We start from the raw sequence: 25,029 nt of genomic DNA, 5'->3' as shown, positions 1-25,029 counted from the left end.
CAAAAATACCAAATTAAAGAAAACATATACCAATTAATTAATTTTTATTGGTATAATTTTGATTAATAAATTTTAGAAAAATGAAAGCATTAATTTTAAATGAATTCGGAGGTGTAGATAATCTCATCCCAACCGATATAGAAATTCCAGCTATAAATGATGATCAGGTATTGATCAAAGTGAAATCAATCAGTATAAATCCTGTTGATGCGAAAACAAGAGCAGGTAAGGGTATGGCTGCAAGGATACAAGATAAACTGCCTGTAATTCTGGGATGGGATATTTCAGGCGAGATTACCAAAACAGGCACGGCAATTACTGAATATAAAATTGGCGATGAGGTTTTTGGGATGCTTGCTTTTCCCGAACTGGGAAACGCATATGCCGAATATGTGGTTGCCAATCCATCAGACATTACCTTAAAACCAAAAAACATCAGCCATAATGAAGCTGCTGCTGCAACGCTGGCACCCTTAACCGCATGGCAGGCTTTAACTGTTCATGGCAATGTTAAAGCTGGCGACCGGGTATTTATACATGCAGGATCTGGTGGCGTTGGCCATTATGCCATACAACTTGCCAAACATTTAGGAGCTTATGTTATTGCCAGTTCATCTGCGGCCAACAGGGACTTCGTTTTATCAATAGGTGCAGATGAACACATCGATTACCAGGCGAAGCATTTTGAAGAAGTTGTTAGCAACATCGACTTCGTTCTGGATACTTTTAGTGGCGACTACATTGACCGTTCATTAAAAATCTTGAAGAAAGGCGGGTTAATTGTGAGTATTGTTTCAAGCTTAAATCAGGATGTTGCTGAAAAAGCAGCAGCCCTTGGTATTACCGGAAAAAACATGTTGGTATATGCCAGTGGCGATGAAATGAAAACGCTTGCGGCCTTATTGGAAAAGGGAATACTAAAATCTCATGTATCAAAAACCTATTCATTTGATCAGATACCAGAGGCGCATCTTCAGATAGAAAGTGGAAGAACAGTAGGGAAAATTGTTATCGAACTTTAAAGACAGATAAAAAATTAGCCTGTAGAAATTAAAAAATCTACAGGCTATAGCGATGCTAATTATTATTCAGCATCGTAAATAATTACTTTCTCAAACAAGCTGCGGAATTCTTCTAAGAATGCTTTATGCAAATCGTGTACCTGATAAACATCGTGTGCAGCTAAATCTTCGAAAAACAATATCAGGCTGAAGGTATAAGTTGTATCAACAACAGCCCTTTCAATAGGTGCTGGTGTTCCAACATGGAAAGTTTTAACCACTTCAATTTTTTCAAGGCTTTCCAAACCTTTACGGAAAGCGGCCTTTTGTTCATCAGTGGTGTCGGCTTTTAGCCAGAATAATACGTGGTGTGCGATCATGAATTTAATTTTTTTCAAATATAAGGATATGCCACAAGCAGCCTGTTTCTAAATGTAAAATTATGCCTTAACTATATTTTAACACTTTAATCGATTCAATTCAGCCTTTCGTAGAGTCTTAACATTTTCATTCAGCAGCTAATTATAGTTTAGTAATCATATATAAACTGTAACCTGAAGATGAAACCATCTAAACTCCTTTTGCTTTCAGCATTTGCTGTCACTTTGATCTTTGCATTTTCGTCATGCAAAAAGTCATCTGACGATGAAACAACTACCACCACTACCGATACCTATGCCACAATAGAAACCAATACAAAAGATACCACAGTTACAAACGCGGTAGTGATTAGTTATGCCAGCAATGTAGCAACCGTTACAAATCCTTATGCTTCATCGGGTGTAACAATAACAAATACAAACGGAAAGGTAATTATTACTTCAACAATCCCTTCTACTGAGGTTAATTATGTTATTTCAGGTACTACCACAAGTGGTTCGGTAAAAATATACAGTGATTACAAATTTGGTGTGGTTTTAAATGGGGCCGATATTATTAGTACCGATGGCCCGGCTTTGAACATACAATCCAGTAAAAAAGCAACGGTTACACTGGTAGGCGAAACTGCCAACAGGCTAATTGATGGCAGTACTTATACCGCAAGCGGGACTGAAGATATGAAAGGCACTTTCTTTAGTAACGGACAATTGGTTATCTCAGGAAATGGACGTTTAATTGTAAAGGGAAATTATAAACATGCAATCTGCAGTGATGATTACATCGACATTAAAGGAGGGGTGATAAGTATAACAGGCGCCGTATCTGACGGAATTCATGTGAATGATTATTTTCAGATGGAGGGAGGTTCTTTAAATATAACATCTTCAGGCGATGGAATTGAAGCGGAAGAAGGTTACATTCAAATTGATAAAGGAATTTTAACTGTTTCAAGTGTTGATGATGGCCTTGCTGCCACTTATGATGGTACAGATTCATCAATAGATCCTTCCGTAAAAATCAATGGCGGAACAATTACCATCACAACGACCGGACAAAGCGGCGACGGGATAAAAAGCGAAGGTGCTTTAACCATTAACAGCACTGATGCTATAAAATTAAGTATCTCTGGGAGCGGAGCCAAAGGTTTTCATACCGGAAAAGACTTAACCATTACCAATACAAATACCACCATTGTAACCAGCGGTGCAGCATTTTACGACACAACCGATAAGGACATTTCATCAGCTTCTGGTATAAAAGCCGGTGGTAATTTTAAAATGGATAAAGGTACATTAGCCATTACCAGTTCAGGAAGTGGCGGCAAAGGTATAAGTGCTGATGGAACACTGACCATTAACGATGGTACGATTACAGTGAACACTACAGGTGCCAAATTTACTTACGGAAGCGATGACACTGCTGCCAAAGGAATTAAAAGTGATGGAAATTTAACCATTAACAATGGTACAGTTACCGTACGTACAACCGGTACCGGCGCAGAGGGTTTAGAAAGTGGCGCAATTTTAGCCATTAATGGTGGAACAGTAGAAGCTGTAGCCTATGATGATGGCCTGAATGCTGCTTCGCAAATTGTTATCAACGGAGGAACCATTTATGCCTATAGTACATTAAATGATGGTATTGATAGTAACGGTACCATTACTGTTACCGGAGGATTAATTGTTTCATCGGGTTACACAAGCCCTGAAGAAGGCTTTGATTGCGATAATAATACTTTTAAAATAACCGGTGGTACATTAATTGGTATTGGTGGCGCCTCGAGCACACCTACGGCAAGCGTGAGCACGCAACCATCGGTTTTATTTACCAGTACAGCATCGGCTGATCAGTTAATCCATGTAGAAAATGCGGCAGGTACAGATTTGTTTACTTTCAAAGTTCCAAGATCTTACGCCTCGAAAATGACGTTGTTATTTAGCATGCCAGGGCTAGCATCCAATACAACATATAATATTTATACTTCCGGTAGTGTTACTGGCGGAACAACAATATACAGGGGTTTGTACTTAGGATCGACCTATACAAAGGGTACTTTACTAACAAGTTTCACCACCAATTCTATGGTTACTTCGGCAAGTAAATAAGATTTTTTCATAGTGGTTTTTACGGGCATCAACCAGAAGTGGTTGGTGCTTTTTTTATGCCGTTAACTTTGACGGTGCAATTCCGTACGCTTTTTTAAATGCAAAGGAAAAATGCGAAAAATCCTTAAAACCAACTTCCATATAAACATCAGCTGTTCTCCAGCCTTTTTCTTTTAACAGATAATGCGCATCCGCAAGCCTTTTTTGCTGAATCCATCTATTTGGTGACGTATTAAAAATTTTTTCAAAATCTCTTTTGAAAGTTGCTAAACTTCTCCCGGTTAAATAGGCAAACCTCGAAATATCAACGTTAAATTTATAATGCTCATTCATATAAGCTTCCAGGTCTATTTTGCCGGGTTCGGTAAAATCAAACAAAACATCCTTTAATTCCGGATTGGTTTGCAACAAAATCAGTATCGCTTCCTTAACTTTTAATGTTACAAGTGCCTGGTTTAAAGTGCTGTCTTTTTCCAGATAAGGTTTAATCGAGTCCATATAATTAACCAGCAATTTTTTTGGTTCTAAACCCAATCCGAAAATAGTATTATCGGGGTGTTCCATCTGCAAACGATATTCGGCACTGACAGCTTTCAGATTCTCCTGATCGAGAATAATTGATACTGATTTATATTCGCCGTTGGCCGATGGGTACTTGGTATATTTTGCCAGCTGGTTTCGCCTGAAAAACCTGAAATCTCCCTCTTTAAAAACATGTTTTTTACCCCCAATAAATATCTCTGATGAGCCAGAAATAATATATCCGAAAGTATGATTAGGAATAAACTGCTCACCCTCACTGCTTTTTTGCTGGTAACAGGAGTAAAGAATTCCGGTACGTTCTATATGATTTGCCATGAGGCTAAAATAAGGTTTAGAATTTCAGTAGTTTCTAATTTTAAGTCAAATTTTAAAATCAATTAGAGCCTGTTGAAGATGCTTAAACAGGATCTAACTGATTTTGTTTTCCAGTAAGAAAAAAACAGTTACCGTTTAATAAAGGATTTGCCCAAATCGGTATCGAAAAAATTTGTGGATTCATCGTGGTCGGTTGACAAACTCACCTCCATCCATTTTTCCATTTCAGCAGTTCTTACTTCATCAGCGTGTTTTAACATTCCAATTGCCTCGCTACCTAAAACCAGATGAACTGGCGGTGCTGGGTGTTCTGCCAGATTAAGCATAACTAATGCTGCTTTTTGCGGATCGCCAGTTGGCACAAAATTTCCACTTTGAAAGAGTTCAGTTCGTTTATCAACCAATTCATAACCCTCAATTCTTGGTGCATAAGTCATAGAGTCGCCAGCCCAATCGGTACGAAAACCTCCTGGTTCTACACTCGTAACCAAAATACCTAAAGCAGCAACCTCTTTTGCAAGTACTTCACTAAAACCACTTAAGCCAAATTTTGCTGCCTGGTAAATGCTCACACCAGGATTACCTACACGCCCGCCAATTGATGAAATTTGCAAAATCCGTCCTGATTTCTGTTTGCGCATATGGGGTAAAACAGCCCTGGTAATTTCAATTGGTGCATATAAATTTGTTTCCAGCTGACTTCGAACCTGCTCATCTGTAAATGCTTCTGTAGCACCAACAATTCCAAAACCAGCGTTATTAACCAAAACATCTATTCTTCCAAAGTGCCCAACAGCAGCTTCAATTACCAGATGAACCTGATCATAATCGGTAACATCTAAAGTCAGCGGCAACAACTGTTCTTTATATTTTTCAGCCAAATCCTTTAAGGCGTCTATATTTCTGGCGGTAGCTGCCACTTTATCTCCTTTTGCTAAAACTGCTTCTGTAAGGCTTCTTCCCAATCCGCGGGAACTGCCTGTTATAAACCAAACTTTTTCCATTGTTATATTTTTTGTTTAAGTCAAAGTTACAGTGGTTAGTAAAACAAAATTTTGCCAAAAAGCTCAATTAATTTTGTTAAAAAGCTCACGCTCCTGTGCAGCAAAAACTAAGCCCTGGTATTTAATGTTTGATAAAAGATTAATTGAATATGCCTTATGGGAAAAAAGAAAGCTGCAAGTAAAAAAGGTGGCAAAAAGAAGAATAAAGGGACTAAAAAAAATAAACTCGGCGTTAAAAATTCGCTGGTAAATAACATCAATGCTCGAAAAAAGAAAGGTAAATCGCGATCAAAAAAGAAATCGAAAATCAGTAAAAAGGCCTATAAGAAAATGCAGGAAGGCTGGAAAAAGTAGCTTTATCTAATACTATCAGCTTTAAATCTTTTTAATGTCAAATAGTATAAACATCAGGAATCAATTAAAATTTTGCATTACCTTTGTAAGGTAAACTTATAAGTTTTACTTACAAATATGAGCACAGAAAAAAGTAACCTAATTGCTTCAGAACTTCGCCCGGTTTTAGCCAGATTAAACCGGAAACTGCGTAAGTTATCTCCATCAAATACGGTTCTGTCTCAAACAGAACGTTCGGTTTTAGTTTTGCTCGAGCAACATGATTATTTATTATCGGCAGAACTAGCGGTGCTTGAGAAAATCACGCCCCAATCTATGGGAGCATTACTAAATCATCTTGCCGAGCTTAATTTAATTTCCAAAACAGCATCCGAAAGTGATAAGCGAAAAGTACATATATCGCTTTCTGCTACCGGAAAAGAAATGCTCGAACAGGTAAGGCACGAACGCGACGAATGGTTAGGTAAAGCTATTGCAGAAGTTTGCACAGAACAGGAACAGTTAATTTTAAAAGAAGCTATAGGTCCTTTAACAAAACTGGTTAATTATTAATCAGATGGCCTTAAATTATGAACATCAGTACATTCAATGCATTTAAAAGTCGAAATTACCGCCTTTATTTTGGTGGTCAGTCCATCTCTCTAATCGGAACATGGATGCAAAAAACAGCCGTAAGCTGGGTGGTTTACGAGCAAACACATTCTAACTTCATGCTTGGGCTCACGCTCTTCGCCAGTTTATTCCCATCTTTTATTTTCTCCTTCATAGGCGGTGTCGCATCCGACCGCTACGACAGGTACAAGCTCTTGTTAATTACCCAAATCGCTTCAATGATCCAGGCAATCCTGATGACGGTTTTAATCTTCACTAAACATTATGAAATGTGGCAGATTATTGCCTTAAGTGCATTGCTTGGCTTAATCAACGCGTTTGATGTTCCGGCAAGGCAATCGCTTGTTTATGAAATGGTTGACAACAAAGAGGACTTACCCAATGCACTGGCTTTAAACTCATCGATGGTTAATTTATCAAGATTAATCGGCCCCGGTTTGGCAGGCCTGGCATTAGAAAAACTTGGTGACGATGTTTGTTTCGGACTTAACGCAGTAAGTTTTATAGCTGTTATCGGTTCTTTATTAATGATGCGACTGCCGAAATATGTTTCCAAACCACATACTAAAAATATAATGGGCGAACTAAAAGAAGGTTTCGCCTATATAAAAGAAACACCATCAATAGCCTATATTTTAATTATGCTGGCGCTGATTAGCTTATTTGTTTTGCCATTCAGCACTTTAATTCCAGTTTACGCAAAAGATATTTTTCAGGGAACGGCCTCAACATTTGGTGTTATTGATAGTGTAATTGGCCTGGGCGCTTTCTCTGGGGCTATATTTCTAGCTTCATTAAAGCCAGGCAAAAATCTTCGGAAAATATTGGCAATCAATACACTGATATTTGGTGCAGGCCTGGCTTTATTTTCCCACACTACCTTTTATCCTGCTGCATTAATTTTTGCAACCATTTCAGGTTTCGGTATGATGTCTCAGATAACCATTAGCAATACATTAATTCAAACCACCGTCGATCCGAATATGAGAGGCCGCGTTATTAGTTTCTATGCCATGGCTTTCTTTGGGATGCAACCCTTAGGTGGCTTGTTAATTGGTAGTATATCACAGTTAATCGGCACACAAAACACCGTACTTTTTCAGGGAGCGATAGCTGTGCTGATGGGTTGCTTATCGTACAGAAGGTTATATAAAGGCGAAATTAAAAACAGACAAACCGTTAAACCCGTTAGTGAACTTGTACTAGAAAAAATATAGATATGATTACAGAGATAGATAAAAATACCGCGCTGGTTTTAATTGATTTGCAAAACGGAATTACTGCGATGCCGGTTATTCATAAGGTTGAGCATATTTTACAAAACGCAGCAACATTGGTTGACGCGTTCAGGGCTGCACAACTGCCAATTGTAGTGGTTAACGTAAACCCTGCAAGTACTATTTTAAGAAAAGATGCCAAACAAAACTCTTTCGAGCCAACAACTGAATGGCTGCAAATTGCTGAACAGATTAAAACAAAACCTGAAGATATATTCATTACCAAACAAACCTGGAATGCATTTACCAATCCACTCCTTAATCAAGAATTAAAGCAAAGAAAGATAACAGGAATTGTTTTAGCGGGAATTTCTACAAGTATTGGTGTAGAAGGAACTGCCCGGAATGCGAATGAGCTAGGCTATAACCTTACTTTCGCGGAAGATGCAATGACAGATTTATTCGCAGATGCACATGAACATAGCCTGAAACGAATTTTTCCAAGAATTGGCGAGGTTGGCAAAACAGAAGATATCGTTCAGCTGTTAAAAAATCTTTAATTCCCACAGAAAACCAAGATTTCCGCAGGTTATCACATCAATATCCTGCGGAAAATCGTTTGGAGAAAAATTAAGGCTTCGTTACTACTCTTAGTCGGCAATAAGTAAAATAAGACAATAAAAGCACCGCTAAAAATACCACCGGTCCAAACCGGTTCGCAATTGGATCGCCTGATGCAGTGTGTGCGATAAAAGCAGAAACAAACACAATGGCAAAACCAGCATAGGCCCACTCCTTTATTTGTCCCTTAACCGGTGCTAATAAAATCAGTGCACCTAAAATTTTTGCTATGCCCAGCTCAATCCTAAAATAATCTGGAAAACCTAAATGTTGAAAGCCCTTTTTTACCTCAGGATTACTGAAATAAGAATAAGCCGAAAAAATCATCATCAGTGATACTAAAACTGTTGATATCCAATAAATAATGTTAACTGTTTTTGAGTTCATGTTCTTTTTTTGCTGCAAACATATTTACTTTTGCTATCAAAAGGATACTACTTTCCCAAAGGATAGCGGTATCGTTTATGAAAGCTATTACCTTTGAGCTATGTCTTTTAAAAAAGGAAATCATACAAAAGAGAGTTGCAGCGCCAGCTTAAACGCGGTGAAAGATGCACTCTATGTTTTAAATGGGAAGTGGAAATTGCCTTTAATTTTAAGTTTAAAGGATGGTCCGATGCGTTTTAACGAAATCCAAAAATCACTAGGAGAAATTACACCGAAAATCCTATCTAAGGAACTGAAAGAATTAGAGTTAAATGAATTTGTGGTACGTAAAGTTTTCTCAACAACTCCGGTAACAGTTACTTATGAACTTACTGAATATAGCGCCACTTTGGATAAAGTAATTGATGAATTGAGAAACTGGGGCATGCAACACCGTGAAAGATTGGTAACGCACAGAAAGGCTGATTATGTTTTGGAAGAAGCAGAGGCCTCTTAATTGTAAACAAAGTTTAAATAAGGGAATTACATGATTATTTGTAATATCGGCTATCTTTGCATAAAATAAAAGCAATGGCGGTATTACATAGAAAAGAAGAAAAAATTCAGGCAGTATTGGGTAGGTTGCCTAAAAAATATACTGAGGAACAATTTGTAGAGATGTTTATCAGACTTTATTCTAAAGATTGGGGGAAAATCAAATCAGCTTATATCAAACAATCTCAAGATAAAGAGCCAGGAACAGTAATTAACATGCCAAAGCCTGAAATTTATTTAAAACAGGTGTTAGCTAATTATTTGCAACAAGCTGATGCTCCTAAAGCTGAAGAAATTAAAGAAGAAGTGATTGCTGAGCCGAAGAAAAAAGTTGCTGCAAAAAAAGTGGTAGTAACGGAAGAATCGGCTATAGATGTTAAAAAAACCAAGGCTCCTGCTAAGAAAAAAGCAGAAGTTACTGAAGAAATCTCTGCGGTGGAAAAGAAACCGAAGGCCACAGGGAAAAAGCCAGCAGCAAAAAAGTAAAAATATTTTAAGGCATATATAATAAATCGCCTTTTTGGTTGTTTATATATTTGAGAGCGTTAATTTAGATGACGGGGATAGGTCGGTATGATTTATCCCCGTTCCTTTTTTAGGACTTTTCTCAAGGCTATCCATAAAAAAAGCCGTCTCCTTATCAGAGACGACTCCCAATTAAACTAACCTGAAGCCTATTTATCGATCATTTTATAATACCGAACATAATCGACTTCCATTTTTTGAGGCCAGATGGAATCATCTACGCCTTGTGCTCCACCCCAATCGCCACCAACTGCGACATTTAAAAGGAGGTGAAATCTTTTATCGAAAGGCCAGACTTTATAACCTGTTCCTTCATTGGCAAATTCGAATACCTGAACACCATCATAGAATCCCCTGATGGCATAAGGTGTCCAATCTACCCGATAAAGATGAAAAGCAGTGCTTGCGCCTTCAATTTTTTTAGTGATGGTTTTTTGTGTATTTATCTTAAAATAATAAGCTTCGGTATGCGTGGTGAAGTGAACATTATCCTGGTCATAACCTACATGCTCCATGATATCAATTTCACCTGATTTAGGCCAATCGCCGTACGTTCTGTCTGTTGGTAACATCCAGATTGCCGGCCAGGTACCTTTACCAGACGGCAATTTTGCTTTAATTTCGAAACGGCCATATAACGCATCGAGCTTACCCCGTGTCACCATACGCGATGAAGTGTAGCCCATTCCGCCCATACTTTCCTTTTTAGCGGTTATGGTTAAGATACCATTAGCTACGCTGGCATTATTGGTGGTATTGGTATAATATTCCAATTCGTTATTACCCCAGCCGCCACCGCCTGTATCATAATCCCAGTTAGCCGGTAAGGGTGCTCCCGAATTTGTAAATTCGTCGCTCCAGGCTGGTGTTGTTTCAAAACTCCAGTTTTTATCAACAGGTACAGTAACCACTGGCGGTACATATACCGGACCATCTACGCCACCAGAACCTTTAGAACATCCTGCCAGAGCCGTAGCCACAACTATAAAAGCGCTAAAAATTTCTTTTTTAAAATACTTCACTGAATCCATCATTGTTAAAATTAAAAGGGCAGTTTGAAAAACGTTTTTCAAACTGCCATATTTCTGCTATTTAAATTCGAAATCGTCAATATAGAATATTCCGGGATTTGGATGTCCTTCTCCACCTAACTGAACAACAATTTTATCATACAAAGTCTGGCTTGCAGAAGCTGAGTAATCAAACTCTAACTGTACCCAGGTATTGTATTGTGCAGCAGTAATAGTTTTTACAATCTCAATTTGAGTAGTGTATGCATTTCCACCTAAAAGCGAATTCTGCAATTTTACCGAAACAGTTGGTGCAACTTTGGTGAAATCGTTTCCGCCAGGAATAAACACTTTAAGTCTCACTTTATTCTTAGCTGCCAAATCAAAACGATAAGGCATTGTTATGTTAATATTTCCATATTGACCATCGTTTCCGGTTCTTTTCTCATAATAAGCCACTTTTGATGACGTATTTAAAGGAAATCTTGCCGGGTTATCATAGTTTCTATTAAAATCCATGTTTTCCGCAATCCAGGCCATGCCGGTAGCAGATTGGAAATCGTCAGATAAATTCGCAGCCTGAATTGGTTTTTGTACAGGAGGAACAACTGGCCGTACATAACCTTTTCTGATTAATTTTAAATACCAGGCATTTCCGGCATTAGATTTATCGCCACATCTTAACCACATTTCATCTGCTGTAAGCGATAAAATCTGATAAGATGAAACACCTAAATAATAAGAAATAAATCCATTGTTACTTAAGTTGATGTATTTGACACCATTTACATCATTCAAAATCCAGGTTAAGTTGGTTGGTGGTGTATAATTTACCGTTGGATCATTACTGCCTGTAGGCCCGCCAATACCAGGAGCATTCGATGCGTTTGCAAATGTTGTTCCGTTGTTTGCGTAAGTGTATTTAAGTGAAGTAGCCCCCATCGCAAAGGTCATTTCATCATCGTAAAAACCTAAGCCAGCTTTTTCATTCGGCCCTGCCTGATACCAGTCTGGTGCCTGAGAAGTTATTGGCCCAACGCCTAAGTGCCCTGGTTGTGTTTGATCGATAACCCAGGTTTTACCCGCAGCATTTGATAATCCACCAGAAAGCAAAGTATAAGCCGGATCGCTTAACATACTTGTGTTTGTTGCTGCAATTGTTATCGTTTTGGTTGTAGAAACAGAACCACCATCTGCAAGTACTGTTAATTTAATGGTATAGGTACCAGCAATCGGGTAAGATGACTGTACGTCGTTACCATCGGCAGTTGCACCATTCCCAAAATCCCAATGGGCATTAATGCCATTATAAAGGCTTTTGAAGTTTACAATATTCGGATTGGTGGTAGTTGGCGTCGAAGTAAACTGAATTTCTGCCGCTGTAGGTGGTACACCAATATCCTTTGTGGTTTCACTTTTCTTACACGAAACCATAACACTCAATATCAAAGCCAGACTAAGCCAGATTGATACTTTTATCTTGTTTTTAAATAATTTCATTTCAATGCTGATTAATTATAACCTGGATTTTGTTTAATTAGACCTTTGGTAACTTCAATTTCATTTAAAGGGATAGGCAGGTATTCGCTTTTTCCAGCTTTAAAACCCTGTGAACCCAGAACAGCCACTGCTTTCCCAGTTCTCACTAAATCAAAGAAACGGTGTCCTTCGGTTGCCAGTTCCAATCTACGCTCAGCGTAAACATTATCAAGCGTAGCTGGAATAGAAGCTAAACCTACCCTTGCCCTAACGGCATCAAGTAATTCTTTTGCACGGGTTGCGCTACCACCTGATCTTAATAAAGCTTCGGCCTGCATTAAGTAAGTATCAGCTAAACGAATCTCAATTTCATCAATTGGCCAGTTTTGCTCTGCAACACCACTCGCTGAACGGAATGCTTTTAAAGGCGCATATTTTTTGATGAAATAATCAGTGTTTTGATAACGGGCATTGTAGGTTGCACCGGCAGCTTTTAAGGCTGCACCATCAATAATTGTTGCTGCAAAACGTGGGTCGTTTTTCATCACATTTACCAAATCAAGCGTTACCGGGCAGAAACCCCATCCACTTGAATAAGTATCGCCATTGTAGCTATCCATACCAACAAACTGGGTTCCAACGTTACCTTCACCGCCGTTAATGTAGCCCCAATCAGTCCAGGCAGCATTATTTGAATGCGGAATTTCTAAAATCGATTCTGCGTTGAATTTATTAGCAGGATTAAAGATATCAGCATAATTAGGAAGCAATGAATAACCATAAGGATTACCCACACGGTTTATATCTTCAAATAAAGTAGCCGCTTCAGTCATTTTAGCATTATCATTCTGATAAAGTAAAACTTTACCCAACTGGGCTTTCGCCGCTCCTTGTGATATTCTTCCTTTTTCTGCAGATGAAATTGTTTGTGGCAAACCAGGGATGGCATCTCTCAAATCTTTTTCAATTTGTGCATATACCTGAGCCGGAGTAGACTGAACCTGCGTGTAAAGTTCACTTGTTTCTAAAACTTTGGTAATCAAAGGAACATTTCCGAACCATCTAACCAAATCAAAATAGAAATAAGCCCTTAAAAATTTAACTTCTGCAGTTACACGTGTTTTAAAAGCCGCACTTAAAGTTGTAGCCTTATCAATTTTACTTAAAATAACGTTGGCCCGGTTAATACCCGAGAAATTTTTATTCCATAAACCAACTTGCGGGCCAAGGCTCGAGTTCATGTTAAAGTTATCATAAGCCACCCAGTTAGGCTGATCGGATGCATTACTACCGCCTGCAAAACAATCATCAGATGCAGCACTTAGTAATGGCATTTTCATGGTGTAACCACCAGTAGTACCCCACTGTGTAACATCGTAAACGGCTATCACACCTTGCATAACTTCCGTTTCATTTTTGTAAAAGTTATCTTCAAGAGCTGTTCCGCGTGGCGTTAGCTCTAAATAATCCTTCTTACACGAAACAAAAACAACCATAACAGCAACTATTGCCATCAGGCTTTTAAGATTTTTATTGTTCATCTTTTCCAATAATTAAAAACCAACATTTAAACCGGCAAAAAATGTTCTTGCCTGCGGATAAAAACCACGGTCAACACCATAACTTCCACCACCAATTTCCGGATCGTAACCTGTGTATTTTGTAAATGTTACCAGGTTATTTGCCATTACATAGAATCTTACCTTATCCAAACCTGCTTTTTTAACCAGATTTTTAGGAAGTGTATAACCAAGCTGCAAAGTCTTGATTCTGAAATAAGAACCACTTTCCAAGAAAATACTCGAAACGCGACTGTAGTTCTGGTTAGTATCATCTAATGTTACCCTTGGGATGGTATTACTTGTTCCTTCTCCTGTCCATCTGTTTAAAATTGCTGTTGTATAATTTGCTGTAGGTAAGTCAAATCTTCTTAAAGCATTAAAAATCTGGTTGCCGGCTACACCTTGTCCAAGAACAACTAAATCGAATCCTTTGTAAGCAAGGTTCACAGTCATACCGTAAGTAAAATCAGGAGTTGGATCGCCTATGATTTCGCGGTCATCGTTATTAATTTGTCCATCGCCATTTAAATCAATGAATTTAATATCACCTGGTTTAGCGTTAGGTTGAATAAGCGCACCACTTGCACTTTTGTAATTGTTAATCTGTGCCTGATTCTGGAATAAACCATCGCTTCTGTAGCCATAGAAAGAGCCAATTGCATGACCAACTTTTGTACGGGTAATTTCCAAAGCCTGAGGCGTAACGGTTTGTCCGCCTAAGTATTCTTTATCATCACCTAAGAAATCGATGTTATTTTTAACGAATGCGCCATTTGCATTAACTTTTAAAGAGAAGTCTCCGAAACGTTTAGTGTAACCCAATTCCAGCTCGAAACCTTTGTTCGATAAATCGGCGATGTTACCGATTGGCCCTGCATTACCTACATAACCCGGAACAGCAATTTGTAACAACATACCGGTCGTTTTCTTCTTGTACCAATCTGCAGTTAAGGTAAAGTTGCCGAAAAGGTTCATGTCTAAACCGATATCAGTTGATGAAGTTTGCTCCCATTTCAAATCCGGATTTGATAAAGCATCAGGACTCACACCATTATTTAAACCCGCTGAAGTACCTAAAGTATAGTTTCTACCACCACTAACGGTAGATAGATACCTGAAATCTCCGATATTATCATTACCCACAACACCATAAGATCCTCTGAACTTTAAGAAGGTTACATAGTTGTTTTTAGGGAAGAAATCCTCTTTACTGGCAACCCATCCAACTGATGCAGAAGGGAAATAACCATACTTATTGTTAGGACCAAAACGTGATGAACCATCTCTGCGGACAATACCTGTTAAAAGATATTTTTCATCGTAGTTATAAGTTAAACGGGCAAAAGCTGAATTTAAAGTATTTAAATACTCACCACCATAAAACACATCATTTGCTCTCGAAACAGGAAATTGTAATGAAGCGTCTTTAATATTGTTCACTGGGATTCCATCTTTGCTTCCACCCTGGGTCTCACCTCTGTTCTTCTGGAAAGAATAACCGATTAAACCTGTAACATTATGTTTCGCTATCTGCTTGTTATAGCTGATGGTATTTTCCAGTGAATAGAAAAGCCCTCTGTTCGAGTTTCTGTTATATGATGTTATTGTAGTTTGGTTAATAGAGTTTAGGTAGTAAATCGGAGTAAAACCCTCACTTCCCCAAAAAGCTAAATCTACACCACCTTGCGACCTCACTTTTAAGCCTTTGATAATTTCTGCTTCGACAAAAGCATTCGCAACTACTTTATCCGACCAGCCATTACCCTGTGCAACCTGTAAAGCTGCAACCGGATTCAAAATTTCTGATTGCGCATATTGCGAAATTCCATAAGGGAAACCAGCTTCATTTCTAACCACAGGGTTTCCGATATATGGAGCAGCCCCGTATTTTGCAGGATCTGTTTCTACAAACGGCGTAATCGGGTCGATGTTAATTGCCCTGTTTAAAGGTGAGCCATACTCTGTATTTGTACCAACACCAACTGAATTTGTACGGGTATAACCAATGGTTTGTCCGAATTTAATCGCTTTGGTTATCTGATGTTCTGAGTTAAAACGGGCAGTAAATCTTTTGTATTGTGAATTACTTGTTGCAACAATACCTTCCTGGTCGAAATAACCGAATGAACTGTAGTAAGTAGATTTATCACCTCCGCCACTAATGCTCAACTCGTGATTTTGAATTCTTGCATCGTTATTAAATACAGCGGCTTGCCAGTCTGTTCCAACACCTAAGGCAGCAGGATTTGGAAATCTTGGCGTAGTTAAACCAGGTGTTTTTGCATATTCAGCTTCGTTATAAATTGTAGCGTACTGTGTAGCGTTTAATAAGTTTAATTTTCTTGATGGTGCCTGTGTTCCTAAATAAGTATTATAATTAACAGCCATTCTGCCGTTTCTGCTACCTTTTTTAGTGGTAATAATGATAACACCATTAGCAGCTCTGGCACCGTAAATTGCACCCGAAGCAGCATCTTTTAACACTTCAATAGATTCGATATCAGCCTGGTTCAGGTAATCGATACCACCACCAACCTGCACACCATCAACGATGTATAAAGCTTCACTATTGTTAATTGAAGTTGTACCACGGATACGTAACGTTGCACCCTCACCTGGCTGACCAGATGCAGTTGTGATTGTTAAACCAGAAGTACGGCCTTGTAAAGATTGTTCCACACGTACAACCGGCATGTTTTCTAAATCGGTTGCTTTAACCTGCGAAATTGCACCGGTTACCACACTTTTCTTTTGTGTTCCATAACCAATAACAACTGCATCGGCAAGTACACCTGCCTGCGGTGCAAGCTGAATAGTTAAATCGCCGTTTGAGGTTGCACTAACCTCTTTGTTTTCGTAACCAATAAAAGAAACTACAAGAATTGCATTTTCTTCAACAGTTTTTAAAATAAATGAACCCTGTGCATCAGTTATTGTTCCCTGATTAGAACCTTTAACTTTTACGCTTGCACCAGCCATTGGTGCCCCGGTTTCATCAACAACCTTACCTCTTACATCTGCGTAAGCACGTAAAAGCAAAGGCGAACCATCCACCGATTTCCTGTGGATGATAATTGTATTATTTTTTATGGTATATCCAAGCGGCTGTTCGCTAAAAATCTGTCTTAATGCCTCTTTGATATCTGTATTTTTAATATCAATGGTTACGGGTTTAGCCTCTTTTAAAAGCTCCGTATTATATAGAAAGCTATAGCCTATACTTTTGTTTAACTTGCGAAAAACCTTTAGCAATGCTGTGTTTTTTTCAGAAAGCGTTACATTCTGCGCTTTGGCAGCATAACTGATTTGAAGAAACGTGGTGATTAATAAGACAAATGTCAATTTCATAATCAACAATAATTTAGATAGTCGGCCCTTTGGGTTGGGCAACCATTCAGTATAAAAATTCATATATTTGGTTATTAGGTTTAGAATAGTTGTATCTCACAAAATTTTACGATTAGAATAAAGCCTTAATTTATGCCGGGAGCGTTGCCGCGCTTCCGGTTTTTTTTAGTTAAGCTATATCCTGAAATCATCGCTAAGGATGAAGAAAGTATACGTTATGGCATAACTAAAATCCTCCTTTCTTCAATTTTAAAATGAACATCTCCAGTAGCCTGTAAGGTTTCCAGAACTTCATTTACACTGTTGAATCTCGAAATCCTACCACCAAAAAGCTTATCCATTTTGGCATCTCGATAGGTAATATCTACATTGTACCAACGGGAAATTTTATTCATAATGGTTTGTAAATTCTCATCATTGAAACTGAAAAAGCCGTCTTTCCAGGTAACCGCATCTTCAGCATCAACATTCCTTACCAAAACAGAAGGCGATGATGCTGAAATAACCGATTGCTGACCCGGCTTTAACAGACTTGACGCTAAAGAATTAAGGTTTAAAATCCTGACACTTCCTTCAAGCAGTGTTGTCTTGTTGGTAGGTTCATCAGCATAGGCATTAATATTAAAGTGTGTACCTAAAACCTCAACCTGCTGGTTTCTTCCAGCAGCGATTTCACTATTTACCTTAAATGGAACCCGGCTACCTTTTCTGTTTGATAATTTAGCTACTTCGAAATAGGCTTCGCCTTTTAACGCCACAATTCTTTCCTCGCTATTAAAAGTTGTTGGATACCTCAAAGAAGACTCTGCATTTAACCAAACACTGGTACCATCGGGTAAATTAACCTGGTATTGTCCGCCTCTAGGGGTTTCTATCGTATTAAATGAGTTTTTGGCTTTAGTTGCTGATGTTGAAACAATGGTATAAATTAATTCGCCATTTTTTGTTTTGGTAATGTTAATACCAGCTTGCTTGGCAATAACGCCATTTGTTGCATCAGTTAAAGAAATTTTGGAGCCATCTGCCAAAGTAAGCGTTGCCTTATTACCTCCTGGCTTAATAACATTCTGTTTATTGTTGCTTAAACTTTGTGCAGTAAATTGTCTTTCAATTTGATTTTTAACAACAAAACCAATGAAAAATAATACAACCGCTGCAGCAGCAACTTTTAACCATAAAGAATATTTGAATTTCGACTTAAGCTCAGTTTGTTCTTCTATAGCCTGCCAGATCTGATTTCTGGCATCAATAATGTCTTCGTGTTTTAAATCAGATATTTTTGATTCGAGTTCGGAAAGATGCCACGACTCTACCAAAGCTTTTTCCTGCTCCGTACAAAGTCCAGCTCTGTATTTCTCTAAAAGTTTTTCAACTTCAGGTTTATTCATCACTACAATATATTTGGCTAATTAAATACATGTAGGTTAAGTAGTACTGAGGTAGTAGATGTTGTAAAAATATTTTTAAAATTTATCGTATCTTGTTGATTTACAATAAAAATAAAATTAAAAAAATAAACACGATCAGTCTTAAGAAAAAGATTAGCGGATTAATAAAATGATGGCAAGCGATATAAATGATGTTAGTTTTAAGCGCAGCACTTTTAAGGCGTTGCTCATTTGCTTTTTAACGGTTTTATCAGACAGGTGCAGAATTTCGGCTATTTCTTTTTGCGAAAGGTGTTGTTGTCTGCTCATTTCGAAAATTTGCCGCATTTTTGCCGGTAGCAGGCTAACTTCTTTTTCAATAATCTGTGCAAATTCTTTTTCGCGGATATAATTATCAGTTATGCAATCACCTTGGTCAATAAAGCTTTCGAGCGATTGTAAATAATTCGATTTTGATTTATTTTTATCCAGCCAATCGAACACTTTATACCGTACTGCGGTATATAAGTAAGCCGATAATTGGGATTTGATTTTAATATCCGGATTGCTCCACAGATAGACAAAAATTTCCTGAACTATATCCCTCGCATCTTCCTTATCAGAAACCAGTTTACACGCATAAACATATAACAAACCATTAAAACGCTCGTAAATTTCTTCAAAAGCATACCTATCTCCAGACTGAATTAGACCGAGTAGTTCGTTGTCAGTTAATGAATCGTAGTTAGACATTGGTTAGAATGATTAAACGAATGTAAGCATTAGTTTAAGTTAAATCCTAACATTTTTTTTGATAACAAAATTATTTAAAACGTTTTACAAACGTTTATTACACTGTTTTACATCCTATTGTAATCTTTAAAAGAAATATTGGCATATCGGGAAAAGTCGATATACATTTGTTCATGGATCAGGTAGAAATCTTTAAAGCACTCTCAAACAAAACCCGTTTACAAATATTAAACTGGCTTAAAACCCCTGCAACACATTTTCCCGACCAACCAAATGCCGACTTCGAAAACATTGGTGTTTGCGTGGGGCAAATACAAATTAAGGCAGGTTTATCGCAAAGTACCATTTCCGAATACCTTTCAATTTTACAACGTGCTGATTTAGTCTGCGCCACCCGTGTTGGGCAGTGGACTTACTACAAGCGTAATAAAGAAGGTATTGAACAGCTAAGTAAAATCATTCATTCCGAATTATAAATCATAAAAATATGAACACAGATAGTTTATTCAGACCATTTGCGCTGAAAACATTAAATACAAAAAACAGAATTGTAATGGCTCCAATGACACGTTCGTTTTCACCTGAGGGTGTACCGACTACAGCTGTTGCCGAATATTACGCTAAGAGAGCAGTCGGAGAAGTAGGCTTAATCTTATCAGAAGGAACCGTAATTAACCGACCTTCATCATCAGCCGATCCTAATATCCCACATTTTTACGGTGAAAAGGCATTAGCTGGCTGGCAAAAAGTAATAAATGATGTTCATGCGAAAGGCGGGCAAATGGGGCCACAAATCTGGCACCAGGGTATTCATGCCAATCATGCTTCAGGCTGGTTGCCATCTGCTCCATTCGAAGGGCCTTCAAGCTTTAACAGTCCGGGTTTTGAGAATGGTGTAGCCATGACAGATGCTGCAATTGCAGATACGATTGCAGCTTTTGGCCAGGCAGCAGCAGATGCCAAGGCCTTAGGCTTTGACACGGTAGAAATTCACGGTGCACACCAATACCTGATTGACCAGTTTTTTTGGGATGCAACGAATAACCGTAAGGATATTTACGGCGGAAAAACACTTGCAGAGCGTACCCGTTTTGGTGTAGAAGTTATTAAAGAAGTACGTAAAAGAGTTGGTGAAGATTTTGCCTTAATTATTCGTCTTTCGCAATTTAAACCTGCTGCATACGATTTTAAATTGGCTAAAACTGAGCAGGAAATGGAACAGTGGCTAACGCCCTTGGCTGATGCCGGAATTGATATTTTTCATTGTTCGCAACGCCGTTTCTGGGAACCAGAATTTGAAGGCTCAGACTTAAACTTTGCCGGTTGGGCAAAAAAATTAACCGGAAAAGCAACTATTTCCGTAGGTTCAGTTGGTTTGGACGGTGATTTCTTTGGTGCATTTGCGGGCCAGAGTTCTCAGCCAAGTTCACTTGATGAATTGGTTCGCAGAATGGACAGGGGTGATTTCGATTTAGTTGCCGTTGGTCGTCCGCTCTTAGCTGATTCGCATTGGGTTGAAAAAATCAAAAACAACCGCACTGAAGAGCTGAAAGGCTTCAGTAAAGAAGCACTGGCGGAATTGGTGTAAGCCATTATTGCTTTTTTAGATTTCGTCATTGTCAGACACAATTTAATTCCGGCAAATCAGGAAAGCAATTGTATCTTGCAATGACGATTTTTTTATGGAGTTTTCTTAAATTCACCTCATCAAACGAGAAACTACATGTCGAATATAAAATTGATTATTGATGAACGCCCGGCCAGTATTGGCAATTTCATGGTTGGAAGATTGTTACCTTTCAGGGAAAAACGGATGGTTGGTCCATTTTCATTTATCGACCACATGGGGCCGGCGGCGCTAAACGATCACGAAAACCTTGATGTTCCACCACATCCACATATCGGTTTATCAACACTTACCTTTTTATTCGAAGGGGAAATCACCCATAAAGATAGCTTGGGCAGTAATGTTGTAATAAAACCCGGCCAAGTTAACTGGATGACTTCCGGTAGTGGTATTGTTCACTCGGAAAGAACACCTGAATATTTAAGACAGAGCGATAAAATGCTACATGGCTTACAAATCTGGGTAGCTTTACCTAAAGCTTTGGAGCAAATGGAGCCGGAGTTTTTTCATGTCGAAGCAGAAGATATACCTCATTGGGAAGAAAACGGATTAAGTTTCAAACTCATTGCCGGAGAAGCCCTGGGTAAGAAGTCGCCCGTTCCTGTTTACAGTCCGCTTTATTTTATCGAAATAAAAAGTAAATCAAAACAAAAGGTAAATATCGGCGATGGTTTGTTTGGAGAAAGTGCACTTTATATTTTAGAAGGCGTAATTGAAAGCGAAGGCAATATTTTTGAGCCTAAGCACATTCTTATTGCTAACAACGCCAGGCTTTGCGAATTCGAAATGCACGAAAACACAACAGTCTATATTTTCGGCGGAGAACCTTTCCCTGAAGAGCGTTTTATTTACTGGAACTTTGTTTCATCAGACAAAGAATTGATAGAAGAAGCAAAAACTAAATGGTTAAATCAAAGCTTTAAACCAGTACCTGGAGAAACAGATTTTGTACCATTGCCGGTTCAAAGCATCAGAAAGCCTTAGTTTACCCTTTTAAACAAATTCATATTTACCGAAACCGCAACACCTGTTGATGAAAGTTTGGTATTTCCATAGCCGATATCGGTTAAAGGGAGTTTCATGAAAGGGCGGGCACTAACGCTCAGTTTGCTGTTTATTTTATGCTGAAATTCGACACCAATATTTGCCACACCCAGATAGTGCTGGTTTTGGTTTCTCACTTCGTAACTGGCTGGTCCTGCATAACTGGAATTATAAGTGTAGTTATACTTTTCTTTAAGCATCAAATAGCTAGATAAGCCCGTACTAACCGTTATCGAATTTCTATTGCCATCGAAAATTCTATAATTTACATTCAATGGGATATCGAGTACATCGCAGTTTGCATGGATGTTTGATGGCTCGACTTTAAAAACATAAGTGGTATTGGGATTGTAAAAACTAAAATCAGACTCATAAATTTTCTTTGCATAAGCCGCTCCTGTGGTAACACTCAAGCGCTTAGTAAGTGAAAAAGTCAATTCAGCTCCAATGCTTCCACTTAGATTACTACGGCCAGAATATTCAACTGAAGTTAAATCAGGCGCAGCCAGAATACTTAATACAAACCTTGATTTACCTGACAAATTCTTAACTATAACCTTCTCTTTAGGTTTACCAAAATCTGTGGCAGTGTTTTTTGGAGTATTGAAAACAGCCTCCTGACTAATATTTTCTATTGATAATTTTGTGTTCGTAGCGAGCAGGCTAGCTGCAAGTTGATTATTATTTTTAGCTAATTCTGGTGCAATTACGTTACCTGTTTCAGCTGTTTTCATCAATTCATTTGGTACAAAGTGATTTGCTTGAGGTTTTATTGCTTCAGCTAAAGCTACTTTTTTATCCAGGCTCTCTCTTTTTCCTCCCGCTTCGGTTACCTCGTCCTTTACTTTATTATCAGCATTAGGTTTAACATTCTGCTTCTGCTCTATTTTATTTTTTATAGCAGCATTATCGTTCGGTTTCTGCGCATTAGGTTTTAGCAAGAAAAATGCGATTACTAACATTGCAGCAACACCGCTCAATGCCGTAAACCAGATTAAAGGTGCAATCCTGCGCTTTGGTTTTGGATGTAAGCGTTCCTCCAGCGCTTCCCAATGGGCTTCGTTGAATGGAATATCGGGATGCTCCAATCCTTCTCTAAACAAACTATCTATATCTTTCCCTTTTTTCATTTTGTGTTTGTATTAAAATTCACCCTCACATGGCTGGCATCAAATGCAACCATTTTTCTTTCATAAGCATTTTCAACAGGCGGCTTTAGCATGTCCTGAAGTTTTTGACGGGCCTTAAATAAATTTGATTTCGAGGTTCCCACAGAAATAGAAAGCATTTCTGAAATTTCCTCATGCGAATAACCATCTATTGCAAAGAGGTTAAAAACCGTTCGGTAGGCAGGCGTTAACTTTTGAATAAGCGCTAGTAAATCTTCGTAAGCCAATTTTGAATATACCGATTGTTCCTGAATAATTTCATCATGTTCTGTAATATCCAGGTGGTCTGCAAATTTTAAATTAGCCCTGTAATAATCAATAGCAGTATTGGTTATTATACGCCCAAGCCATGCCTTGAATGGCTTACCTTGTTCGTATTTATCAATATTTTTAAACACTTTAAAAAACCCGTCATTTAGTATCCCCGCAGCATCCAGCCTGTCGCTGGCATAACGCAAACAAATGCCCATGGCAAAGCCATAGAAATGTTTGTAGATAGCCTGTTGTCCATCTCTTTCATTTCTAATGCAGCTGTTTATGTAACTTTCTATAGCATGTTCAGTATTGCGGATAGGGGCCACTAATTCTCCTTTCTTAAAACACTATACGGTTAAAAAAATAAAAGGTTGCCTTAAATTAATATTTTTTTTTTCAGATAAGCAGAATTTATTTTTTCGAAAAAAGGTAAGCTTGCTGGGCAACCTTTTGATAATGGCTGGCGTAACAGTAAAAACTAAAACATTAAACAAAATCGTTATGCTAATCTACTTTAAAAGAAATCTAACCGCCGTGCTGTGCATGGCATTAGCAATCGCATCGTCTTGTAAAAAGAGTACCGACAATACTGTTCCCAAAAAGGGAATCCAGCTTGCCACTGATGCGAAATTTGGAACCATAATTACCGATAATTCGGGAAAAACCTTATACATGTTCGCTAATGACGTTGCAGGAGTACCCACCTGTACCGGAGGATGTGAAACCGTTTGGCCACTATATTACTCAGCAGATATCAGTACTGATTTAAATGTTAACCCTGCCGAAGTTGGTGAAATTACCAGGGCTGATGGCCGTAAACAAAGTACCTACAAAGGTTATCCACTTTACTATTATCAGAGCGATGCCGCTACAGGCGATATTAAAGGTGATGGCGTTGGCGGCATTTGGTTTGTTGCGAAACCCGATTATTCATTAATGCTTGCCAATGCACAAATGACTGGATTAAATGGAAAACTTTACACCAGTACATATGCGGAAGGCACAGGATTAACGAAATACCTTACTGATGGAAACGGAAGAGCACTTTACGCCTTTTCGCCAGATAAAAACAATAAAAATACGTTTACAAAAGCTGATTTAAGTAATAATACTATCTGGCCGGTTTTTGAAGCAGATTTAAAAAGCCTGCCTTCCATTATCACAAAAGATATGATAGCTACAATTGATGTTTTTGGCAAAAAACAACTTACTTACAAAGGCTGGCCGCTATATTACTTTGGACAAGATACTAAACGGGGTGATAACAAGGGTTCAAGTGTGGGCCCGGCACCAGGTTACTGGCCAATGCTTAATGCTGCAACAACGGTTGCACCTTCAGCTACACCATAAAGATACCATGAGTTGAACGACAGGGTAGATGAGCCGGCTGATGTAATGTTAGTCGGCTTTTTTTATTATTCCTGTAATAAAGCCTGTTTTATTTTTTCAGCAGCTTCAGCAAGCTCCTCCTGTGTTGGCTTTAGCTTTTCCTTGGCAAAATTCATGTCGCTAACGCTATTCATGGGAATAAGGTGAATATGTGCATGTGGTACTTCCAGGCCAATTACCGAAACACCAACCTTTTTGCAGGGGAAAGCAGCTTTAACACCTTTAGCCACAATTTTAGCAAACATCCATAAGCCAACGTAAAGATCCTCCTCCAGGTCGAAAATATAATCTCTCTCAACTTTTGGAATCACCAGTACATGGCCTGCCGTTAACGGCTGAACATCTAAGAAAGCTAAATATTCTACAGTTTCGGCAACAACATGTGCGCTAATTTCGCCGGCAACAATTTTTGAAAAGATAGTCATAA

General features: G+C 38.4%; 25 protein-coding genes. 12 read left to right on the top strand and 13 right to left on the bottom strand.

The window, feature by feature from the left end; all coding sequences use genetic code 11:
- Positions 1 to 80 precede the first annotated feature (80 nt).
- The gene (locus R2R71_RS08270) at positions 81 to 1,022 is read left to right on the top strand and encodes an NADP-dependent oxidoreductase (protein WP_316830794.1); all 942 of its coding nucleotides are present in this window, start codon (positions 81 to 83) and stop codon (positions 1,020 to 1,022) included.
- 62 nt (positions 1,023 to 1,084) lie between these two features.
- Here R2R71_RS08270 and R2R71_RS08265 read toward each other — a convergent pair whose 3' ends face one another.
- Positions 1,085 to 1,381 carry a Dabb family protein gene (locus tag R2R71_RS08265; RefSeq protein WP_316830793.1) on the bottom strand — a complete coding sequence of 99 codons (297 nt, stop codon included), beginning with the start codon at positions 1,379 to 1,381 and terminating at the stop codon, positions 1,085 to 1,087.
- Positions 1,382 to 1,561: 180 nt separating this feature from the next.
- Here R2R71_RS08265 and R2R71_RS08260 point away from each other — a divergent pair, with 180 nt between their 5' ends.
- Entirely contained in the window at positions 1,562 to 3,487 is a 1,926-nt protein-coding gene (locus tag R2R71_RS08260; protein WP_316830792.1) for a carbohydrate-binding domain-containing protein, read from the top strand.
- 54 nt (positions 3,488 to 3,541) lie between these two features.
- On the opposite strand, the gene R2R71_RS08255 is transcribed toward R2R71_RS08260, so the two are convergent.
- Both R2R71_RS08255 and R2R71_RS08250 read right to left on the bottom strand, forming a co-directional pair.
- Positions 3,542 to 4,345: an AraC family transcriptional regulator gene (locus tag R2R71_RS08255; protein WP_316830791.1), complete on the bottom strand. Its 804-nt coding sequence runs from the start codon at positions 4,343 to 4,345 to the stop codon at positions 3,542 to 3,544.
- 128 nt (positions 4,346 to 4,473) lie between these two features.
- Positions 4,474 to 5,349, bottom strand: a complete 876-nt coding sequence (locus tag R2R71_RS08250) for an oxidoreductase (RefSeq protein ID WP_316830790.1) — start codon at positions 5,347 to 5,349, stop codon at positions 4,474 to 4,476.
- A 156-nt stretch (positions 5,350 to 5,505) separates the two neighbouring features.
- Between R2R71_RS08250 and R2R71_RS08245 the strand changes: the two genes are divergently transcribed.
- The 4 genes from R2R71_RS08245 (at position 5,506) to R2R71_RS08230 (ending at position 8,092) form a co-directional block, all read left to right on the top strand.
- The gene (locus tag R2R71_RS08245; RefSeq protein ID WP_316830789.1) at positions 5,506 to 5,703 is read left to right on the top strand and encodes a hypothetical protein; all 198 of its coding nucleotides are present in this window, start codon (positions 5,506 to 5,508) and stop codon (positions 5,701 to 5,703) included.
- Positions 5,704 to 5,820: 117 nt separating this feature from the next.
- On the top strand, positions 5,821 to 6,255 hold the full coding sequence (locus R2R71_RS08240) for a MarR family winged helix-turn-helix transcriptional regulator (RefSeq protein WP_316830788.1): 435 nt from the start codon (positions 5,821 to 5,823) through the stop codon (positions 6,253 to 6,255).
- A 17-nt stretch (positions 6,256 to 6,272) separates the two neighbouring features.
- Positions 6,273 to 7,532 (top strand): MFS transporter, encoded by a 1,260-nt coding sequence (locus tag R2R71_RS08235; RefSeq protein ID WP_316830787.1) that lies wholly within the window; start codon positions 6,273 to 6,275, stop codon positions 7,530 to 7,532.
- A 2-nt stretch (positions 7,533 to 7,534) separates the two neighbouring features.
- Entirely contained in the window at positions 7,535 to 8,092 is a 558-nt protein-coding gene (locus R2R71_RS08230) for an isochorismatase family protein (protein WP_316830786.1), read from the top strand.
- 70 nt (positions 8,093 to 8,162) lie between these two features.
- Here the strand turns inward: R2R71_RS08230 and R2R71_RS08225 are convergent, their stop codons facing one another.
- The gene (locus tag R2R71_RS08225; protein ID WP_316830785.1) at positions 8,163 to 8,540 is read right to left on the bottom strand and encodes a DoxX family protein; all 378 of its coding nucleotides are present in this window, start codon (positions 8,538 to 8,540) and stop codon (positions 8,163 to 8,165) included.
- Between the two features lie 100 nt (positions 8,541 to 8,640).
- On the opposite strand from R2R71_RS08225, the gene R2R71_RS08220 reads away from it, so the two are divergent.
- Complete coding sequence (locus tag R2R71_RS08220) at positions 8,641 to 9,036, top strand: helix-turn-helix domain-containing protein (protein WP_316830784.1); 396 nt, start codon at positions 8,641 to 8,643, stop codon at positions 9,034 to 9,036.
- A 74-nt stretch (positions 9,037 to 9,110) separates the two neighbouring features.
- Positions 9,111 to 9,560 (top strand): hypothetical protein, encoded by a 450-nt coding sequence (locus R2R71_RS08215; protein WP_316830783.1) that lies wholly within the window; start codon positions 9,111 to 9,113, stop codon positions 9,558 to 9,560.
- Positions 9,561 to 9,748: 188 nt separating this feature from the next.
- Here the strand turns inward: R2R71_RS08215 and R2R71_RS08210 are convergent, their stop codons facing one another.
- From R2R71_RS08210 to R2R71_RS08185, 6 genes are all read right to left on the bottom strand, one after another.
- Positions 9,749 to 10,633, bottom strand: coding sequence for a glycoside hydrolase family 16 protein (locus R2R71_RS08210; RefSeq protein ID WP_316830782.1), 885 nt, complete (start codon positions 10,631 to 10,633; stop codon positions 9,749 to 9,751).
- A gap of 54 nt (positions 10,634 to 10,687) precedes the next feature.
- Positions 10,688 to 12,109: a PKD domain-containing protein gene (locus R2R71_RS08205; RefSeq protein ID WP_316830781.1), complete on the bottom strand. Its 1,422-nt coding sequence runs from the start codon at positions 12,107 to 12,109 to the stop codon at positions 10,688 to 10,690.
- Positions 12,110 to 12,120: 11 nt separating this feature from the next.
- Positions 12,121 to 13,629 (bottom strand): RagB/SusD family nutrient uptake outer membrane protein, encoded by a 1,509-nt coding sequence (locus R2R71_RS08200; RefSeq protein WP_316830780.1) that lies wholly within the window; start codon positions 13,627 to 13,629, stop codon positions 12,121 to 12,123.
- Positions 13,630 to 13,641: 12 nt separating this feature from the next.
- Positions 13,642 to 16,998 carry a TonB-dependent receptor gene (locus R2R71_RS08195; RefSeq protein WP_316830779.1) on the bottom strand — a complete coding sequence of 1,119 codons (3,357 nt, stop codon included), beginning with the start codon at positions 16,996 to 16,998 and terminating at the stop codon, positions 13,642 to 13,644.
- 215 nt (positions 16,999 to 17,213) lie between these two features.
- Positions 17,214 to 18,386: a FecR family protein gene (locus R2R71_RS08190; protein WP_316830778.1), complete on the bottom strand. Its 1,173-nt coding sequence runs from the start codon at positions 18,384 to 18,386 to the stop codon at positions 17,214 to 17,216.
- A gap of 153 nt (positions 18,387 to 18,539) precedes the next feature.
- Entirely contained in the window at positions 18,540 to 19,118 is a 579-nt protein-coding gene (locus R2R71_RS08185) for an RNA polymerase sigma-70 factor (RefSeq protein WP_316830777.1), read from the bottom strand.
- A 173-nt stretch (positions 19,119 to 19,291) separates the two neighbouring features.
- Between R2R71_RS08185 and R2R71_RS08180 the strand changes: the two genes are divergently transcribed.
- The 3 genes from R2R71_RS08180 to R2R71_RS08170 all read left to right on the top strand — a co-directional run bounded on the left by R2R71_RS08180 (position 19,292) and on the right by R2R71_RS08170 (position 21,729).
- Positions 19,292 to 19,594 carry a helix-turn-helix transcriptional regulator gene (locus R2R71_RS08180; protein WP_316830776.1) on the top strand — a complete coding sequence of 101 codons (303 nt, stop codon included), beginning with the start codon at positions 19,292 to 19,294 and terminating at the stop codon, positions 19,592 to 19,594.
- A gap of 11 nt (positions 19,595 to 19,605) precedes the next feature.
- Complete coding sequence (locus R2R71_RS08175; protein ID WP_316830775.1) at positions 19,606 to 20,706, top strand: NADH:flavin oxidoreductase; 1,101 nt, start codon at positions 19,606 to 19,608, stop codon at positions 20,704 to 20,706.
- Between the two features lie 135 nt (positions 20,707 to 20,841).
- Complete coding sequence (locus R2R71_RS08170) at positions 20,842 to 21,729, top strand: pirin family protein (RefSeq protein WP_316830774.1); 888 nt, start codon at positions 20,842 to 20,844, stop codon at positions 21,727 to 21,729.
- Here R2R71_RS08170 and R2R71_RS08165 read toward each other — a convergent pair.
- Both R2R71_RS08165 and R2R71_RS08160 read right to left on the bottom strand, forming a co-directional pair.
- Positions 21,726 to 22,919, bottom strand: a complete 1,194-nt coding sequence (locus R2R71_RS08165) for a hypothetical protein (protein ID WP_316830773.1) — start codon at positions 22,917 to 22,919, stop codon at positions 21,726 to 21,728. The genes R2R71_RS08170 and R2R71_RS08165 overlap by 4 nt on opposite strands.
- On the bottom strand, positions 22,916 to 23,539 hold the full coding sequence (locus R2R71_RS08160; RefSeq protein WP_316830772.1) for a sigma-70 family RNA polymerase sigma factor: 624 nt from the start codon (positions 23,537 to 23,539) through the stop codon (positions 22,916 to 22,918). Before R2R71_RS08160 ends, R2R71_RS08165 begins: the two co-directional genes overlap by 4 nt.
- Positions 23,540 to 23,714: 175 nt before the next feature.
- Between R2R71_RS08160 and R2R71_RS08155 the strand changes: the two genes are divergently transcribed.
- Positions 23,715 to 24,563, top strand: coding sequence for a hypothetical protein (locus R2R71_RS08155; protein ID WP_316830771.1), 849 nt, complete (start codon positions 23,715 to 23,717; stop codon positions 24,561 to 24,563).
- Positions 24,564 to 24,628: 65 nt separating this feature from the next.
- On the opposite strand, the gene R2R71_RS08150 is transcribed toward R2R71_RS08155, so the two are convergent.
- Positions 24,629 to 25,027, bottom strand: a complete 399-nt coding sequence (locus R2R71_RS08150; protein WP_316830770.1) for an HIT family protein — start codon at positions 25,025 to 25,027, stop codon at positions 24,629 to 24,631.
- Positions 25,028 to 25,029 lie beyond the last annotated feature (2 nt).

It is taken from the genome of Pedobacter aquatilis, from assembly GCF_032678405.1.
GTDB lineage: Bacteria > Bacteroidota > Bacteroidia > Sphingobacteriales > Sphingobacteriaceae > Pedobacter > Pedobacter aquatilis_A.
This window is presented reverse-complemented; position numbering and strand designations above follow the sequence as displayed.

Coding starts and splice junctions, on each gene's coding strand:
- R2R71_RS08215 (WP_316830783.1), top strand. CDS start 9,111: ATGGCGGTATTACATAGAAAAGAAGAAAAAATTCAGGCAGTATTGGGT.
- R2R71_RS08195 (WP_316830779.1), bottom strand. CDS start 16,998: ATGAAATTGACATTTGTCTTATTAATCACCACGTTTCTTCAAATCAGT.
- R2R71_RS08150 (WP_316830770.1), bottom strand. CDS start 25,027: ATGACTATCTTTTCAAAAATTGTTGCCGGCGAAATTAGCGCACATGTT.
- R2R71_RS08205 (WP_316830781.1), bottom strand. CDS start 12,109: ATGAAATTATTTAAAAACAAGATAAAAGTATCAATCTGGCTTAGTCTG.
- R2R71_RS08200 (WP_316830780.1), bottom strand. CDS start 13,629: ATGAACAATAAAAATCTTAAAAGCCTGATGGCAATAGTTGCTGTTATG.
- R2R71_RS08225 (WP_316830785.1), bottom strand. CDS start 8,540: ATGAACTCAAAAACAGTTAACATTATTTATTGGATATCAACAGTTTTA.
- R2R71_RS08270 (WP_316830794.1), top strand. CDS start 81: ATGAAAGCATTAATTTTAAATGAATTCGGAGGTGTAGATAATCTCATC.
- R2R71_RS08210 (WP_316830782.1), bottom strand. CDS start 10,633: ATGATGGATTCAGTGAAGTATTTTAAAAAAGAAATTTTTAGCGCTTTT.
- R2R71_RS08190 (WP_316830778.1), bottom strand. CDS start 18,386: ATGAATAAACCTGAAGTTGAAAAACTTTTAGAGAAATACAGAGCTGGA.
- R2R71_RS08180 (WP_316830776.1), top strand. CDS start 19,292: ATGGATCAGGTAGAAATCTTTAAAGCACTCTCAAACAAAACCCGTTTA.
- R2R71_RS08165 (WP_316830773.1), bottom strand. CDS start 22,919: ATGAAAAAAGGGAAAGATATAGATAGTTTGTTTAGAGAAGGATTGGAG.
- R2R71_RS08185 (WP_316830777.1), bottom strand. CDS start 19,118: ATGTCTAACTACGATTCATTAACTGACAACGAACTACTCGGTCTAATT.
- R2R71_RS08260 (WP_316830792.1), top strand. CDS start 1,562: ATGAAACCATCTAAACTCCTTTTGCTTTCAGCATTTGCTGTCACTTTG.
- R2R71_RS08250 (WP_316830790.1), bottom strand. CDS start 5,349: ATGGAAAAAGTTTGGTTTATAACAGGCAGTTCCCGCGGATTGGGAAGA.
- R2R71_RS08255 (WP_316830791.1), bottom strand. CDS start 4,345: ATGGCAAATCATATAGAACGTACCGGAATTCTTTACTCCTGTTACCAG.
- R2R71_RS08240 (WP_316830788.1), top strand. CDS start 5,821: ATGAGCACAGAAAAAAGTAACCTAATTGCTTCAGAACTTCGCCCGGTT.
- R2R71_RS08175 (WP_316830775.1), top strand. CDS start 19,606: ATGAACACAGATAGTTTATTCAGACCATTTGCGCTGAAAACATTAAAT.
- R2R71_RS08235 (WP_316830787.1), top strand. CDS start 6,273: ATGAACATCAGTACATTCAATGCATTTAAAAGTCGAAATTACCGCCTT.
- R2R71_RS08155 (WP_316830771.1), top strand. CDS start 23,715: ATGCTAATCTACTTTAAAAGAAATCTAACCGCCGTGCTGTGCATGGCA.
- R2R71_RS08265 (WP_316830793.1), bottom strand. CDS start 1,381: ATGATCGCACACCACGTATTATTCTGGCTAAAAGCCGACACCACTGAT.
- R2R71_RS08220 (WP_316830784.1), top strand. CDS start 8,641: ATGTCTTTTAAAAAAGGAAATCATACAAAAGAGAGTTGCAGCGCCAGC.
- R2R71_RS08170 (WP_316830774.1), top strand. CDS start 20,842: ATGTCGAATATAAAATTGATTATTGATGAACGCCCGGCCAGTATTGGC.
- R2R71_RS08245 (WP_316830789.1), top strand. CDS start 5,506: ATGGGAAAAAAGAAAGCTGCAAGTAAAAAAGGTGGCAAAAAGAAGAAT.
- R2R71_RS08230 (WP_316830786.1), top strand. CDS start 7,535: ATGATTACAGAGATAGATAAAAATACCGCGCTGGTTTTAATTGATTTG.